This window comes from Alistipes sp. An31A (assembly GCF_002159425.1).
Lineage (GTDB): Bacteria > Bacteroidota > Bacteroidia > Bacteroidales > Rikenellaceae > Alistipes > Alistipes excrementigallinarum.
Genome location: NZ_NFIO01000003.1, coordinates 336,367 through 351,982, shown reverse-complemented (window position 1 = coordinate 351,982; position 15,616 = coordinate 336,367). Strand labels below are relative to the sequence as shown.

General features: G+C 64.4%; 13 protein-coding genes and 3 tRNA genes. 7 read left to right on the top strand and 9 right to left on the bottom strand.

Annotation, left to right across the window (positions count from 1 at the left end):
* The first annotated feature begins 581 nt into the window (after nucleotides 1-581).
* Both B5F90_RS05075 and B5F90_RS05070 read left to right on the top strand, forming a co-directional pair.
* On the top strand, nucleotides 582-1,094 hold the full coding sequence (locus tag B5F90_RS05075) for a hypothetical protein (RefSeq protein WP_087361710.1): 513 nt from the start codon (nucleotides 582-584) through the stop codon (nucleotides 1,092-1,094).
* 330 nt (nucleotides 1,095-1,424) lie between these two features.
* Nucleotides 1,425-3,287, top strand: a complete 1,863-nt coding sequence (locus B5F90_RS05070) for a S41 family peptidase (RefSeq protein WP_162607751.1) — start codon at nucleotides 1,425-1,427, stop codon at nucleotides 3,285-3,287.
* Nucleotides 3,288-3,290: 3 nt separating this feature from the next.
* Here the strand turns inward: B5F90_RS05070 and B5F90_RS05065 are convergent, their stop codons facing one another.
* The 4 genes from B5F90_RS05065 to B5F90_RS05050 all read right to left on the bottom strand — a co-directional run bounded on the left by B5F90_RS05065 (nucleotide 3,291) and on the right by B5F90_RS05050 (nucleotide 7,755).
* A complete protein-coding gene (locus B5F90_RS05065; RefSeq protein ID WP_087361708.1) occupies nucleotides 3,291-3,836 on the bottom strand; it encodes a methylated-DNA--[protein]-cysteine S-methyltransferase in 546 nt (181 codons plus the stop codon).
* Nucleotides 3,837-3,838: 2 nt separating this feature from the next.
* Complete coding sequence (locus B5F90_RS05060) at nucleotides 3,839-5,875, bottom strand: S9 family peptidase (RefSeq protein WP_239307746.1); 2,037 nt, start codon at nucleotides 5,873-5,875, stop codon at nucleotides 3,839-3,841.
* Nucleotides 5,876-6,039: 164 nt separating this feature from the next.
* Nucleotides 6,040-6,726 (bottom strand): hypothetical protein, encoded by a 687-nt coding sequence (locus B5F90_RS05055; protein ID WP_087361706.1) that lies wholly within the window; start codon nucleotides 6,724-6,726, stop codon nucleotides 6,040-6,042.
* An 18-nt stretch (nucleotides 6,727-6,744) separates the two neighbouring features.
* Nucleotides 6,745-7,755 (bottom strand): glucosaminidase domain-containing protein, encoded by a 1,011-nt coding sequence (locus tag B5F90_RS05050; protein ID WP_087361705.1) that lies wholly within the window; start codon nucleotides 7,753-7,755, stop codon nucleotides 6,745-6,747.
* A gap of 83 nt (nucleotides 7,756-7,838) precedes the next feature.
* Between B5F90_RS05050 and B5F90_RS05045 the strand changes: the two genes are divergently transcribed.
* Both B5F90_RS05045 and B5F90_RS05040 read left to right on the top strand, forming a co-directional pair.
* Nucleotides 7,839-8,441, top strand: coding sequence for a DUF4254 domain-containing protein (locus B5F90_RS05045; RefSeq protein WP_087361704.1), 603 nt, complete (start codon nucleotides 7,839-7,841; stop codon nucleotides 8,439-8,441).
* Nucleotides 8,428-9,459 carry a glycosyltransferase family 9 protein gene (locus B5F90_RS05040; protein ID WP_087361703.1) on the top strand — a complete coding sequence of 344 codons (1,032 nt, stop codon included), beginning with the start codon at nucleotides 8,428-8,430 and terminating at the stop codon, nucleotides 9,457-9,459. The genes B5F90_RS05045 and B5F90_RS05040 overlap by 14 nt, the downstream gene beginning before the upstream one ends.
* 173 nt (nucleotides 9,460-9,632) lie before the next feature.
* Here B5F90_RS05040 and B5F90_RS11120 read toward each other — a convergent pair whose 3' ends face one another.
* Genes B5F90_RS11120 through B5F90_RS05020 form a run of 4 tightly spaced genes read right to left on the bottom strand, consistent with a single transcriptional unit; the run spans nucleotide 9,633 to nucleotide 13,652 of the window.
* Nucleotides 9,633-10,205: a lipocalin family protein gene (locus tag B5F90_RS11120; RefSeq protein ID WP_087361702.1), complete on the bottom strand. Its 573-nt coding sequence runs from the start codon at nucleotides 10,203-10,205 to the stop codon at nucleotides 9,633-9,635.
* Nucleotides 10,202-11,632: an NADPH-dependent glutamate synthase gene (gltA, locus tag B5F90_RS05030; protein WP_087361701.1), complete on the bottom strand. Its 1,431-nt coding sequence runs from the start codon at nucleotides 11,630-11,632 to the stop codon at nucleotides 10,202-10,204. The genes B5F90_RS11120 and gltA overlap by 4 nt, the downstream gene beginning before the upstream one ends.
* A gap of 29 nt (nucleotides 11,633-11,661) precedes the next feature.
* The gene (locus B5F90_RS05025; protein ID WP_087361700.1) at nucleotides 11,662-12,546 is read right to left on the bottom strand and encodes a sulfide/dihydroorotate dehydrogenase-like FAD/NAD-binding protein; all 885 of its coding nucleotides are present in this window, start codon (nucleotides 12,544-12,546) and stop codon (nucleotides 11,662-11,664) included.
* Between the two features lie 23 nt (nucleotides 12,547-12,569).
* On the bottom strand, nucleotides 12,570-13,652 hold the full coding sequence (locus B5F90_RS05020; RefSeq protein ID WP_087361699.1) for a DUF1573 domain-containing protein: 1,083 nt from the start codon (nucleotides 13,650-13,652) through the stop codon (nucleotides 12,570-12,572).
* Between the two features lie 123 nt (nucleotides 13,653-13,775).
* On the opposite strand from B5F90_RS05020, the gene B5F90_RS05015 reads away from it, so the two are divergent.
* From B5F90_RS05015 to B5F90_RS05005, 3 genes are all read left to right on the top strand, one after another.
* Nucleotides 13,776-13,852: transfer RNA gene (locus B5F90_RS05015), tRNA-Asn, on the top strand.
* 119 nt (nucleotides 13,853-13,971) lie between these two features.
* Nucleotides 13,972-14,046, top strand: a tRNA-Val gene (locus B5F90_RS05010).
* Nucleotides 14,047-14,144: 98 nt separating this feature from the next.
* Nucleotides 14,145-14,222, top strand: a tRNA-Val gene (locus B5F90_RS05005).
* A gap of 635 nt (nucleotides 14,223-14,857) precedes the next feature.
* Here the strand turns inward: B5F90_RS05005 and B5F90_RS05000 are convergent.
* The gene (locus B5F90_RS05000) at nucleotides 14,858-15,535 is read right to left on the bottom strand and encodes a nitroreductase family protein (protein ID WP_087361698.1); all 678 of its coding nucleotides are present in this window, start codon (nucleotides 15,533-15,535) and stop codon (nucleotides 14,858-14,860) included.
* Nucleotides 15,536-15,616 lie beyond the last annotated feature (81 nt).

Here is a 15,616-nt window from a genome sequence, read left to right as displayed (position 1 = left end):
TAAGCTCACTTACGCCGATGGTACTGCGGTTCTCCCGTGGGAGAGTAGGTAGCCGCCTCTTCAAGGTCAGACTCACAAGGTCTGACCTTTTTTTGTGCCTGGCGGCGAACGGCGCGCGGTGCCGGGACCCGGAGCTGGTGGGGCTGCATCTCGGCAACTGCCTCTGCCTCGGGAGCGTTTTCTAAACGTAGCGTGCTATCGGGTAGCAGGTGTGTTGGCAGGCATGCGTGTGTGCGGACGGAAGAGCGGAAGGCTGCGCCGGCGGAAGGAGGTCGCAGAACCTTGTGTGGGGAGGATGCTGAGTAGCCAATGCGGGCGACGAAGCGACGCGGTGCCACGCTCATGCGTTTAGGCCGGAGTTGCCCTTGAAGCGGCGGCCTGCCGCCAACGATGCAGCCACCCACCCCAACCCCCTCCTTGATAGGCGGCGGCTTCTTTAATTTCCTTTACATATTTGTTTTCCTGTAAAATATTATATTTGTTATAAATAAGCGAGACTGCACAAATGTCATCTGCTCACGCATTGTTCGAGATTTATTTTATACCAGTTTGACCTATTTAACATTTAGCACACGGAGATTATGAAGAGAGCTGCTTTCCTAACGATGCTTTTGCTTGTGTTTACCGCCGTCGGGTTACGTGCGCAGACCTTCATGGACCGCACACACTTCGAGTTTATGGCGGGGGCGGGAACCGAGAGCAAGGGGTTTACGCCCATTGACTTTTCGTTCAAGGTTCATGTAGAGTTCGTCTCCATTTCATATCTCTTTGTCTCGGCGGAAGACAATGTCGCCCTCTATAGGCATGCCGATATCAAGAGTTATTACAATGGGGTCAGTCTGGGCGGCGGTCTGGGCGTGAAGTTGCTGAACGGTCTGGAAAGTATCCATGCGCTTGACGTGCGGGCGAAGGCGTTGAGCAGTGTGGGCTCACCTGACTGGAAGCGTACCTCCTATGACCTATCGTTGGCCTGGTATATCCGGTCGGGGAGATTTTCGCCGATTGTCGAACTGGGCTACCGGTATATCGATTCGAGCACGAAGGGTATCTCCAATTGCGGCCATGCCTTTCTCTCCATCGGTTTCAGATACTGATGGCCGTTGTCCTGTCCGTCCGGGATTTCGGACCGGAGTTTTTACCGCTCCATGCGGATGGTAAGGTCGGACCTCGCGGGTCTGACCTTATTTTGTCCCCGCCTGCGAACGGCCGAACTGCCTGATAGGCGGAGACGGAGTATGACCGGATATGGACGAACTTCCGGAGAAGATTCTGGACCTGAACGGGCCGTAGGAAGAGGCGTGGAGGTTCGGACACACTTGCTCTTTGGTTAAAAACATTATATTTGTATTTCGGATGGGGATGCGGACGGTCGGGCTTCTGTCGCAAGGCATCCGCTGCAGTCCCTTTTGACCAATCGGCTTATGATGAAAAAATTTCTTCTGCTGGCGTGCAGTCTGGTTGCCTGTGTCGGCGTCGTACGTGCCGGGGATGTCTCCCGGTATGCCGAGTTCGCCCGTGCGTACGGCATCGTCCGCTACTTCTCGCCCAATCCCTATACGCAGCGTTGGTCGGAGAGCGACTGGATGAAGGTCTGCGCACTGCTCGCCTCAAGGGCCGGGTCGCAGCCTTTGGAGCAGGTATTCCGACCGCTTGCCCCGACCCTCTTTTTCTCGGACGTCCCCACCCCGGCGCCCGAGGATGCAGCCTCGGAGGCCGTATTGGCGGATACGTTGGCTTCGGACGCCGCATCGGCGGCGCACGCAGCGGATGCTCCCGCCTCCTATTATCTCTACAGTGGCTCCGGGGAGCTTCATATTCCCTTCATCGCGCGGCTCTTCATTCCGGCTCTTGCCGATTACATACCTTATTATAAAAGGCTCGTTCGCGTGGGCCGGGACTCTGTCGCGGCGCCCGTGGCCCGGCGCTACTACGCCTACCGGCTCTTCGGAGGGCGCGTCCTCCACATCCAGCATGCCCTGCCCCGCGAGGCTTTCGATGCGGCGGCGACGCGCCGTCTGCTCTCCGAGGCCAGGCGCAGCTGGGACAGCCACCGGAGTGCCGAGTCGGGCCTCTCCCGCCGGCGCAGCTTCGTCTTTGGGCTGCTCTCGGACCCGGCGGTGCGTGTGGCCGACGTGACGGTCCGCTGGAACATCATCCGCCACTTTTATCCCTACTACGAGGAGGATTCGCTCGACTGGGAGCGCCGTCTGGAGCCCTTCCTGCAGGAGGCGCTCTCGATGGAGCGCGTGGAGCGTTTCGAGACGATTCTCGAGTGGCGCGAGCTGCTGTGCCGCCTCTTCCATCCGGTGAAGGACGGCCACCTCTTCGTGCGGCGAGACATGGCGCTCTCCGGCCTTCAGTCTACCTATCTGCCCGAATTCTATGCTGCGGCCGAGGCTCGGCTGGTGAACGATACGCTGCTTGTTCGTTTGGAAACCGACTCGGCGCAGCCCTGGCGCATGCTGCACACCATCGACGGCCGGCCCGCCATGGAGCGCATGGAGCGCTGCCGGGCGGTGACGTGCGCCGCGACGGACGGGCACCGCGACCGGTTGGCGGAGCGCGAGCTCTTCGCCGCGCCTGTATACGGCACTCAGTTCCTTCTCGGCAGCAGTGACCCGGCCGGTGTGGTGCGTCTGGATACGCTTCCGGCGCAGCTTCAGGAGGCTCCGACGGGAGTGCACGGCCGAAAGCCGCTCGTACGCTGCGGGAATGGAATTCTCTACGTCGATGCCACTTCACCCGAGTTGGACGAGAAGCGCTTCCTCGAGGCGCTGACGCCCGACCTGCGCGGGCTCTGCTTCGACCTGCGCGGCCTTCCGTCGGTGCGCTTCGAGGCTGTTCTGGCCCATCTGATTGCCGTGGATGCGGCTGCTCCGGCGACGGAGGTGCCCGTCCATCGCTACCCCTTCCGGCAGGGCATCTCGTGGCGCATCGGCACGGAGTTGCTTCGGGCGCGGGCGCCGCATGTGGCGCTTCCCGCCCTCTTCCTCTGCGATGCCTCTACGGTCAGCTGGGGCGAGACCATCCTTCTGATGGTGCGCCATTACCGTCTGGGCGGGATTGTCGGTCAGACGACCGCCGGAACCACGGGCGACATGACGCAGTTCGCCCTCCCGCTCTTCCCCTTCTCGATGACCGGCATGCGCATGCGCGGCATGGAGGGCGAGCCGCACCATGCGCAGGGTGTCGTGCCCGACCGTATCGTTCCGCTCTATGCCTGTGACTGCATGGAGGGGTATGACCGTACGCTGCATACGGCCCTGAATCTGTTTGACGGGGAGTAAGTTTCAGAAAAGAGTCTCTTTCGACACATTCGACGAAACCGCCTCCGGCTCCGTATCGCACTTGTAGTTCCGCTCCAGCTCCAGCAGGAGGCGTTTGGCCTCCACGCCGCCCGCATAGCCCGTCAGCGAACCGTCGCTGCCGACCACGCGGTGGCAGGGGATGAGGAGTACGGCCGGATTGCGGTGGTTGGCCATCCCGACTGCGCGGCAGGCTCCCGGCCGGCCGATTTCGGCGGCGATTCGGGCGTAGCTGCGTACCTCGCCGTAGGGAATCCGTCCGACGGCCTCCCAGACGGCGCGCTGAAAGGGGGTTCCCCGCAGTTCGAGCGGCAGGGTGAAGCGTCGCCTCAGCCCGGCGAAGTACTCCTCCAGCTGGTCGGCCGCCTCGCGCAGCAGCCTCTGCGCCTCGCCGCGCGTCACCTCACGTGCTCCGCTGGCGGCTGTCGGGGGCTGCGCTCGGAAGAAGACCGAGGTCACGGCCCGCGGCGTGGCCGTGATGCCGAGCTCCGCCACGGGCGTCGTCACGTAGAGCAGCTGCGCCTCCTCCATCGTCAAAGGTGCTTGAGCGTGTAGTCGACCATCTTCTGACGGACGTTGTGCGTATCGTCGGGCAGCATCGAGTGGTTCTGGTCGGGATAGACCATCATGTCGTAGCGCTTGCCGGCCCGGTTGAGCGCCCGCGCCATCTCCATCGAGTTCTGGAAGTGGACGTTGTCGTCGGCCGTGCCGTGGATGATGAGCAGCCGCGTCCGCTTGTCGTCGAGCATCCGTGCGAAGTTGAGCGGCGAGTTGTCGTCGTAGCCCCGGGCGTTGAACTGGGGCAGTCCGTTGTAGATTTCCGTATAGATGGTGTCGTAGTAGCGCCACGAGGTGACCGGAGCCACGGCAATGGCCATCCGGAAGAGCCCGTGGCCCTTCAGCGCGCAGCCCAGCGCCATGAATCCGCCGTAGGACCAGCCGTAGATGCCGATGCGTGCCGGGTCGATGTATGCAAGCCCTCCCAGATAGCGGGCGAACGAGAGCTGGTCCTCGACCTCGAGGGCGCCCAGCCGGCCGTAGGTACGCTTTCTGAAGGCCTCGCCGCGGCATCCCGTGCCGCGTCCGTCGGTGCAGGCGACGATGTAGCCGGCTTCGACCAGCGCATCCTCCCAGTCGAGCGACCAGCGGTCGAGCACCTGCTGCGAGCCGGGGCCCGAGTACTGGGTCAGCAGCACGGGGTAGCGCTTCGCGGGGTCGAAGTCGCGCGGCTTGACCATGTAGGCGTTGAGCGTGTCGCCCCGCTCCGTAACGAAGGTGAAGAACTCCTTCGCGGGGCGCTGCGTCGCCTGCAGCTCGTGGGCGAGCTGCGCGCTTGTGGCAAGCGTGCGGACCGTCGTGCCGTCCGACGCGCAGACCTCGACGCGGTTGGGGGTCGTGGCGTTGGAGAAGGTGGCGATGTAGTACTTCATGCCGGCGCTGGGGTCAATCGTGTAGTATCCCTCGCCGTGGGTCAGACGCTCCTTGCGGCTGCCGTCGAGCGCCACGCGGTAGAGGTTGCGGCGCAGCGGCGACCCCTCGCTCGAGAGGTAGTAGACGCAGCCGTCGGCAACGCCCACCAGCTCGGTCACCTCCCACGCCCCCCGGGTCACCTGGGCGAGGGGACCCCGGCGGATGCTGTAGAGGTAGAGGTGCATGTAGCCCGTGTGGCTCTCCTGGCGCACCAGGAAGCGGTCCTTGTCGATGAAGGTCACCGTGCGGTCGTCGACGCGCTCGACATACTGCTCGGAACGCTCCTCGTAGATGGTGCGCTGTGCGCCGTTCTCCTCGCAGAGAATCACCTCGAAGGTGTTCTGCTGCCGGTTGAGCCGCATGAACCAGAGCTTGCCGCCCGGCGTCCAGCCGATGCGCGGGATGTACTGGTCGCGCTCGGCGCCCGTGTCGATGCGCCGCTTGGCCCCGGTTGTAAGGTCGCAGAGCCACAGCTCGACCTCGGAGTTGCGCTCGCCGGCCTTGGGATACTTGAAGGTGTAGGCCTCGTTGTAGAGCCGGCCGTCGTAGCGCATCATCTCCATGAGCGGTACGCGGCTCTCGTCGAAGCGCAGGTAGGCGATGCGGCGGCTGTCGGGCGAGAAGGCGTAGGCCTTCGTGAAGCCGAACTCCTCCTCGTAGACCCAGTCGGTCGTGCCGTTGATGACCTCGTTCCAGCGGCCGTCGTCGGTGATGCGGCGCGTGCGGCCGCTTGTGAGGTCGTGGACGTAGAGGTCGTTCTCGGACGAGTAGGCAATCGACTGCCCGTCGGGCGAGAAGGAGGCGTCGCGCGGCCGCGTGGCGTCGCTCAGCACGGGGCGGATGCGTCCGTCGGCGGCGAGCAGGTAGCTCGACGTGTAGGAGTGGCGGTAGATGGGCGTCTGTCCCGAAGCGATGAGGATGCTGCGCTCGTCGGCCGAGAGTTCGTAGTCGGTGATGGTGAACCGCTCGGACGAGGCGGGGAGCAGCGCCTCTCCCGGCGTCGCCTCGGCATAGGCGTAGCGCATGATGTTGTCGCCCTCGATGACGGTGTAGTGCTCGCCGTCGGCCGTCGAGCGGAGGCCGTTCACCCGCTCGTTCATCGCCTTGAGCCGGGCGATGGCCTCGTAGTCTTGTGCCCGGGCGCCGGCCGCAAGCAGCAGCAGGGTGCCCAGCAGGAGGAGTTGTCTCTTCAAGATGGTTGTGGTGGTGTTCGTTCGATGTTTCTCGTGTCCGGGTCTGCGGAGGCCTCTCAGGCCCTCCGCCATCAGATGTCGTCGACGTTGAAGTCGTAGCCCAGGCGCTTGCCCGTCACGAACTTCGAGTTGTCGAGCTTGGTGTTGAACTGGTCGACGGTCACCCGTTTGTTGTCCTCGTAGGGAGGCAGCAGCAGGTCGAAGTTGAGCACATAGTAGATGGCCGCCTCGAGGATGTCCAGCAGCGCCTCGCGGCTGATTTCGCCCTTGCCGAAGTTCGTGGCGCGCAGCGACGACTGCTGCTTGCCCTCGACGAAGTAGCAGTTCTCGCGGTTGATGAAGATGCGCCCGATGAGGTAGCCTTCGTCGGCGTTGCGGTTGAACTTGAAGGAGTCCGACAGGAAGTTGTAAATGTTGATGACGCCGCAGTAGGCATTCTCGCGGTGCTCCTGCACGTAGGCGTTCTGCCAGATGAGGTGGTTGTCGTCGAAGGTGAAGACGTCGGAGTGCATCTGGAAAATCAGCAGGTCGCTGGCAATCTGCAGCTGCGCCTCGAACTTGCCGCGGTCGCGGTATTCGAGCCGCGTGCGGCGGTCCAGCTTGCCGTCCAGTTCGTCGTCCATCTCGGCTGCCAGCTCGAAGAGCGTGTCCTTGAGCAGGTTGAATGCCGCAAAGGTGTTGTCGAAGACCTTCTGTTTGAGATTCGATTTACCGACGACGGTTTCGAGTATCTTCGCACGGAGGGGTGTGGTTTCCATAGGTCGTATGTCGTTTTTTTAACGGATTCTGATTTGCTGTCCCTTTTCGAGGGGCGTGTCGGCCGAGATGCGGTTGAGCTTCTCGATGGAGCGCATCCGGATGGCGTAGGACTGGCTCACGGCGTAGACCGTCTCGCCTTCGCGGGCGATGTGCATCTGGGCGTTGCCCTCCCAGCGCCGCTTCTTGCGGCCGATGTAGACCACCTCGCCCGTCATGGGCTGGTCGCCCCGCTTCACGTCGTTGAACTTGCGCAGATTGCGTGCCGAGAGCCGGAACTGTTTGCCGATATGCTCGTAGGTGTCGTTCTCCTTGGCCAGCACGTAGTGCACGCCGTTATTGACGTAGACGTTGTAGCCGTTGTGGGCGTTGATGGTCACGCGGTAGTTGTCGGGGTCGATGCCGCCGGTGACCGCTTCGGCCACCTGCTCGACGCTGCTCTGCTCGGCGAACCAGGTCTCGGGGTCGCTCGCGCCACCGTGGCGCGAGGCGTAGAGCCGCAGACCGTCGGTGCGGTCGAGCAGGTAGAGCTCGTTCTCCTCGATGATGCGGATGAGCCGCTGCGCATAGTCGGGCGCCGTGGCGTAGCCCGCGGCCTTGAGCCCCCGCGCCCAGCTGCGGTAGTCGTCGTGCGCATAGGCGAAGAGCGAGTCGTAGCGGGGCTGCGTGTCGAGGAATTCGGCGTGGTCGCGGTACGACGCCTCGACCGAGGGGTAGGCGCGGAAGCATTCGCCCTTGGCATCGTCGTCGTAGTAGACCTTTTCGCCCTTCCAGTCGCGCTTGCACTTGATGCCGAAGTGGTTGTTCGAGTGGAGCGAGAGCCAGCTGTTGCCCGAGTCGGATTCGAGGATGCCCTGCGCCATGGTGATGCTGGCGGGGATTCCGTAACGCTCCATGTGTTCGACGGCGATGCTCTTGTAGCGGTCGACATACTCCTCGAGCGTCTGGCGCGTGGCGCGCTGCTGGGCCGCAAGGGGTGCAGCCGCAAGGAGGATGATGAGCGCAAGTATTGCTTTTCTGGAAATATTCATTATCTTTGTTAAACTTTGAAGACAAAGATAGGACTTTCCGCCGAAATTAACAATTCAAACCCAACAATACGCAACCAACCGTTATGTTTACCGAGAACGCCAACCGGATTTTCAACCGGGCCATTGCCGACTACCACCTCCACGACGATGTGGACCATCCGATTTCGAACCCCTACGAGCCTGCGACGCTCGACCATCTGCTCTACCACAAAAACTGGATTGACACGGTGCAGTGGCACCTCGAGGACATCATCCGCAACCCGGACATCGACCCGGTGGAGGCGCTGGCGCTCAAGCGCCGCATCGACCGCTCGAACCAGGAGCGCACCGACATGGTGGAGTACATTGACTCCTATTTCCTGGAGAAGTACCGCGACGTCAAGCTGCTGCCCGACGCACGGCTCAACACCGAGACGCCGGCGTGGGCCATCGACCGCCTCTCGATTCTGGCGCTGAAGATTTACCACATGGAGCGCGAGACCGAGCGCACGGATGTCGACGAGGCGCACCGCGAGGCGTGCCGCCGCAAGCTCGACGTGCTGCTCACGCAGCAGAAGGACCTCTCGAAGGCCATCGAGGAGCTGCTGGAGGATATCGAGGCGGGCCGCAAGTACATGAAGACCTACAAGCAGATGAAGATGTACAACGACCCGGCGCTCAACCCCGTGCTCTATGGCAAGAAGTGAGCGGCCGGGCCACCTGCTGGTGCTGCGCACCTCGGCCATGGGCGACGTGGCGATGCTGCCCCATGCGCTGCGGGCCTTCCAGTCGGCCTGTCCCGACGTGAAGGTGACCGTGGCGACGCGGCCCCTCTTCCGCCCCTTCTTCGAGGGGCTCGACGTCGACTTCCTGGATGTCGACACCAAGGGGGCCGAGCACTCGCTGCGGGGCATGTGGCGCCTGGCCGCCCGTGCGCGGAGCCTGGGGGTCGATGCCGTGGCCGATGTCCACGGCGTGCTGCGTTCGAAGGCCTTCCGCCTCTCGATGTGGCTGCACGGCGTGCGCGTGGCCCACATCCGCAAGGGGCGCCTGGCCAAATGGATGCGCATGAAGAGCGGCGGCGAGAGCTGCGCCGCGCCGCTTCGCCACACCGTTCTGCGCTACTGCGACGTGATTCGGCGCCTGGGCTTCGACTTCCCGGACCCGACGCCCGCCGTGCGGCAGCCGCGTCCCAACCCCATGGGCGAAAAGCGGGGCGTATGGCTCGGCTTCGCCCCCTTCTCGGCACAGCGCGGCAAGACATATCCCGAGGATTTGGCCCGCGAGGCGGTGGGGCTGCTTGCGGCGCGCTGCGAGCGGCTCTTCATCCACAGCGGCGGAGGCGCCGAGGCGGAGTTCGCCGCCGAGATGGAGCGGGCCTATCCTAACGTCACGGCGCTCTGGGGCCGGGTGCGTCTGGCCGAGGAGCGCGACCTGATTGCCAACCTCGACTGCGTTGTCTCGATGGATTCGCTGGTCATGCACCTGGCGGCGCTCACCGCCACGCCCGTGGTCTCGGTCTGGGGCGCCACGCACCCCTCGCTCGGGTTCCTCGGCTACGGCACCCCGCCCGAAGGGGTGCTGCAGGCCAATCTCGCCTGCCGTCCCTGCTCGGTCTTCGGCAAGAAGCCCTGCAAGTGGGGTGACTACCGCTGCCTGCGGGCCATCACGCCGCAGATGATTGCCCGGCGGGTCGACACGATGCTGGACCGCACCGGCGAGTAGGCGGGGCCGTCCTGCAAACAAACGCAACCGAGCCTCCGGTGGCTGCTCTCCCCTCTCAATGATGACACCGGCGGCTGAGCTTGTACCGCGAGCGAAGCTGCCGCAATCCTGATACAGAAAAACGCCTTCCGGCCAGACCGGAAGGCGTTTTTTCGTGGCTGCCGCCGGGAGGGTTACTCCTCCTTGACGTAGCGCAGGTTGCTCCCATCGACCACGAGCGTGAGCCGTCCGTCGGCACTGCGGGCGATGAGCCCCTTTTCGGAGAAGGGGATTGTCTGCCCGTTGCCGATGCTCTCGCCCAGAAGCAGAATCCGGCCCCGCTCGCCGGTGAGCGTCCAGCCGCGGTAGCTAAGCGTCGCCATGCGGAGCGAGCGGGCTTCTCCTCCGCACTGCAGTTCGATGCCCATCACCGAATCGGGGGCAATCGGGTCGGGCACGGTCCACCGTCCGACAGCCTCCATGTAGGTGGTGTCGGTCTCGATGCGCGTGGCCTCGATGCCGTCGCAGTAGCTGCCGTGATACTCTACGGCAACGGGGGCTCCGGGGAGCAGCGCCCGTGCGGCATCCGCGGCGTCAAGGTCGGTCGTGAAGGTGCGCGGCTCTTCGCCCGTCGCCGGCTGAACGACGATGCGGCGGTCGCCGACCTCGGCGATGGTGCCCGAAAGACGGGTGGTGGTTCCCGAGCCGCATGCCGTCGTGAGGAGCAGCAGGCCCGTTGCGGCAAGCATCCGTTTCATCCGTTTCATTGCCGTGCCGTTTGGGTTGCCGGCTCCTGTTTTGCCTCGCGGCCCCTGATGTATGCGTCGATAGCCTTCGCCGCCTTGCGTCCGGCGCCCATGGCGAGGATGACCGTGGCGGCGCCCGTCACGGCATCACCTCCGGCAAAGACCCCTTCGCGCGAGGTGGCACCCTGCTCGTCGGCCGCGATGCAGCCCCGGCGCGTGGTCTCCAGCCCGGCGGTGGTGGCGGCCAGCAGCGGGTTGGGCGAGGTGCCCAGCGCCATGACCACCACGTCGCACGCAATGTCGAACTCCGACCCGGGCTTCACGACCGGCGAGCGGCGTCCGCTCTCGTCGGGCTCGCCCAGCTCCATCTCCACGCAGCGCACGCCGCGCACCCAGCCCTTCTCGTCGGCAAGCACCTCGACCGGGTTGGTCAGCATGCGGAAGAGGATGCCCTCCTCGCGGGCGTGGTGCACCTCCTCGCTGCGGGCCGGCAGCTCCTTCTCCGAACGGCGGTAGACGATGGTCGCCTCGGCGCCCAGACGTTTGGCCGTGCGCACGGCATCCATCGCCACGTTGCCGCCGCCCACGACCACCACGCGCCTGCCCACGTAAATCGGCGTGTCGTACTGCTCGCTGTAGGCCTTCATCAGATTGGTGCGCGTGAGGAACTCGTTGGCCGAGACCACGCCGTTGAGATTCTCGCCCGGAATGCCCATGAAGCGGGGCAGGCCGGCCCCCGAGCCGATGAAGACGGCGTCGTAGCCCTCCTCGCCGAGCAGCGAGTCGATGGTGAGCGTGCGGCCCATAATCACGTCGGTCTCGATTTCGACGCCCAGGCGCTTCACCTCGGCGATTTCGCGCGCCACGATGCGCTCCTTCGGCAGACGGAACTCCGGAATGCCGTACACCAGCACGCCGCCCGCCTTGTGGAGCGCCTCGAAGATTTTCACCTCGTAGCCCGCCTTGGCCAGGTCGCTGGCGCAGGCCAGGCCTGCCGGGCCGCTGCCGATGACGGCCACGCGGTGGCCGTTGCGCTGCGGCGTGCGGAGCGGCTCCTCGTCGGCGTGGTCAAGCTTCCAGTCGCCGACGAAGCGCTCGAGTTTGCCGATGGCTACCGGCTCGGACTTGATGCCCAGGATGCAGGAGCCCTCGCACTGCGTCTCCTGAGGGCATACGCGGCCGCAGATGGAGGGCAGCGAGCTGTCGCGGGCGATGATGTCGGCCGCACGGCGGAATTCGCCGGCGTGCAGCGCGGCGATGAAGTCGGGAATGTCGATGTTGACGGGGCAGGCCGTCACGCAGCGCGGATTGCGGCAGTGCAGGCAGCGCGACGCCTCGAGCATCGCCTCCTCGGCGTTGTAGCCGTAGCAGACCTCGTCGAAATTGGTGGCCCGCACCTGCGGGTCCTGTTCGCGTACGGGTACGCGGGGTATTCGGTTGTTGGCCATGTGGTTCTCTCTTTAGACGTTGCGGCGCACTACTTGTCGAGTCCGATGCGGCACTTGTGGCCCGCTTCGCGCTCGGCGAGGATGGCGGCGGCGCGCGCCTCCTCGCTGCGGTACATGCCCTGACGGCGCATGGCCTCGTCGAAGTCCACCTCGTGGCCGTCGAACTCGGGCCCGTCGACGCAGGTGAAGCGCGTGTGTCCGCCCACCGTCACGCGGCAGGCGCCGCACATGCCCGTGCCGTCGACCATCAGCGTGTTGAGCGACACGGTGGTCTTCAGGTTGTATTTGCGGGTGGCCAGGGCGACGAACTTCATCATAATCATCGGCCCGATGGCCACGCACTCGTCGTATTGGCGTCCCTGCTTCTCGATGAGCTCCTCCAACTGCTGGGTGACCATGCCGTGGAAGCCCTCCGAGCCGTCGTCGGTGGCGATGAAGAGGTTCGTCGCCACGGAGCGCATGGCCTCCGTGTAGATGAGCATCCGCGCCGTCTTGGCGCCGATGATGACGTCGGTCAGGGCGCCGTGCTCGTGCAGCCACTTGACCTGGGGGTAGACCGGCGCCGTGCCGACGCCGCCCGCCACGAAGAGGTAGCGTCGTCCGCGCAGCTCCTCGGGGGAGAGGTGGACGAACTCCGAGGGGCGTCCCAGCGGTCCGGCCACGTCGACGAGCGAGTCGCCGGCGTTGTGCTCGCAGATTTTGCGCGTCGAGGCGCCGATGGCCTGAATCACGAGGGTGACGCTCCCCTCGGCGGCATCGTAGCCGGCGATGGTAAGCGGGATGCGTTCGCCGAACTCGTCGGTGCGGACAATGACGAACTGTCCGGGCAGCGCCGCGTGTGCGATGCGCGGAGCCTGGATTTTCATGCGGAAGATGTGCTCCGCCAGTTCGCTCTTTTCAAGAATGGGATACATTATCTATAAAGTATGGGTTTGTGTCACTCCTGGATGATGGCCGTCACGCGCAGCTTGCGCATCGGCCGCACAGGGTCGTTGGTGATGAGCATGAGGTGGCCCACCCGTACGCCGTAATCCGCTCCGGCGGGGTCGAAGGTGACCTCCGTGCGGAGGCTCTCGCCCGGGGCGATGCGCTCTCCGGGGCGGAGCTGCCAGGTGAAGCCCTGCTCCGACTCGACGCAGCGCACCACGAGCGGGGCGTCGCCTCCGTTCGTAAGCATGACCGGCCGCCGCACGGGGCCGCTGCCGTGGCGTACGACGTCGAACTTGAGCGTGTTCTTCTCGAGCTGCGCCCGCGGCCCGGTCTTGCCCGGGGCATATTTTTGGGGCAGGTCCACGCCGATGCCATGCACCACGAGCGGGATGCGCGAGGTGCGGCCGTCGATGCGGATGCCCAGCACGTCGCGCAGCGTGCCGTAGCGGGGCTGCGCCGACGGAATGGTGTATGCAAGGGTGATTACCCCCTCTTCGCCCGGGGCGAGCCGCTGCGGAGCCTCGACGCTCAGCAGGCCGCTCCGCTCCTCGGGCACCAGCTCGAGCGTCACGCTCTTCGGCGCGGTGTTGACGATGCTGACGGTCGACTCCACGCGCCGCCCCTGATAGACATAGGCGAAGGCGCAGAGCCCCGTGTTGAGGCGGATGCCGCTGCCGGCATCGAGCGGATAGCGCTCCTCGACGCTCCGTTCGCGCGGCAGCACGGTGCCCCGGATGCGGAGCACGGCCACCTTCCGGCGCTCGGTCGAGTAGACGCTCAGCTCCTTCGAGAAGGTGCCGGGACGGTTCGCCGGGTCGAAGCGTACGCCAACGGAGACCTTGGCGCCGGGGAGAATCGGCTGGCGCGAGAATTCGGGCACCGTACAGCCGCACGAGGTCACCACGTCGAGGATGACGAGCGGCTGTCGGCCGGTGTTCTCCCCCGTGAAGGTGTGGCTCACCGGTCCGTCGGCCTCGCGGATGGTGCCGAAGTCCCACTCGGCGGGCGAAAATGCAAGCTGCGACTGAGCCGAGGCCAGCGCCGAGCATAACGCAAAGAGTATAAGCAGTGTAAATCTCCTGAGTGCCATTTCCGGGCGTTTTGGTCCGTTTGCAAAGATATGTTTTTTGCAAAAAAAATCATAAAAAATTTTGCAGGAAAGAAAATTCGCTCTATATTTGCACACCGAAACGAAGAAACAACGTTTCGAAATGCCTGAATAGCTCAGTTGGTTAGAGCACATGACTGTTAATCATGGGGTCCTAGGTTCAAGTCCTTGTTCAGGCGCCAATGCGCGAGGGTTGCGTAGGGTTCTTTCACAAACGCCTGCATGGGTGGCGAAACGGAGATACCGGGAGAGTTCTTCCGCTTCGGAAAGAGATGCCTTTGCAGTCCCAAGCCATTCTTAGGGGAGCTTAGCTCAGCTGGTTCAGAGCGTCTGCCTTACAAGCAGAGGGTCGGGGGTTCGAATCCCTCAGCTCCCACGAAAAACACCATCCGTCGCATGAGGGTGGTTTTTTTATCGACCTTGTGATGAGGTCGTCCACATATTTCGCCGCTTTCCCTTTGTGGAAAGCCTTTCGGGAGCTTAGCTCAGCTGGTTCAGAGCGTCTGCCTTACAAGCAGAGGGTCGGGGGTTCGAATCCCTCAGCTCCCACCAACGAACGAAGACGTTTGAGATTTCTCAAACGTCTTTTTTTGTTTTCGGGTCGGGTCGGTCGGTGCGGGACGAGGTGGTCGGTGCGGGACGAGGTGGTCGGTGCGGGTCGGTGCGGGTCGGTACGGGTCGGTGTGGTTGGTGCGGGTCGGGCCGGTCGAGGTGGACGGTGCGGGTCGAGGCGGTCGGTGCGGGTCGAGGTGGTCAGTGCGGGTCGGTGTGGTCAGTGCGGGTCGGGCCGGTCGAGGTGGACGGTGCGGGACGAGGTGGTCGGTGCGGGTCGGTGTGGTCGGTGCCGGCTGGGTCGGTCGGTGCGGGCCGGGTCGGGACGAGGCGGATTGGGCCGGGCCGGCCAGTGCGGGTCGGTTGGTGCGGAACGAGGCGGCGGGCGGGTCTCCGGGTGCGCCACGGCGGGCGTCCGGGCGCGTTGCTACGGTTATCTTGCGCGTCTCGCCTTGATGTTCTTGGGTGCCACGGCGGAGCTCCGGGCGCACCGCTGCCGTTATCGTGTTATCGTGTGCGCGCCGCTGCGGACAGCCGACTCCGTCCATCTTCCCTTGCCGCCTGCTGCATGCTTTGCTCCTTCCGCGGCTCCAGCATCTTCGGTATCGCTCGTCCCTCGCTCTCTTCTACGCCGCTTACTCTTCGTGCTCTTCGGCGGCCTCGGTGCGGTGCGGGTCGATGAGCAGCGCCTCGAGCGTGAGCTTGGGAACGTAGTGCACCCCGTCGCGGCGGTAGTAGCGGCGGTCGCCGTCGGAGTCGATGGGGGTCAGCTCGATGTGCTCGATGCCCCGCCCGATGGCCAGAATGAGCAGCGGCTCCCACTCAAGAGCGAACTCGCGGCGAATCGCCTCCCGGTCGAAGGCCCCGATGCAGATGCCGTTGAGCCCCAGCTCGACGGCCTGCAGCAGCATGCTCTGGGCCGAGATGCCCAGGTCGATGTCGACGTAGCGGCTCTCGGCCTGCGTCGAGCAGCAGATGATGAAGGCGTTGGGCTCCGTGCCGGGCAGCGGCAGGTGGAGTTCGGGCAGCGCACCGCCCAGACGGATGTGCGGCAGCACGCGCGGCGCCTCGTCGCTCAGCACGGGACGGAAGCGCAGCACCTGCTGGTTGCGGGCCGAGGGGATGCGGGTGTTGACCTCGATGATGCGGCGCAGCTGGTCCTCGCGAACCAGAAAGCCGGAGTCATAGCCCCGGTGGCTGCGGTTCTTCAGCAGCAGGCGGCCGAGCGTCACCACTGGTCTGCGGGCGGCCGTGCCGCCGTTCTGCCGTGCGAAGTACTCCTCCATCTTGCGGCCCAGATAGTTGTCTGCCATGGTCTTCGTGTATTGGTTGTCTTCGGTTGCAAAGGTACGGAATTATTTCCGGACCCGATGCAGCTGTCGCTTCCTGTTACG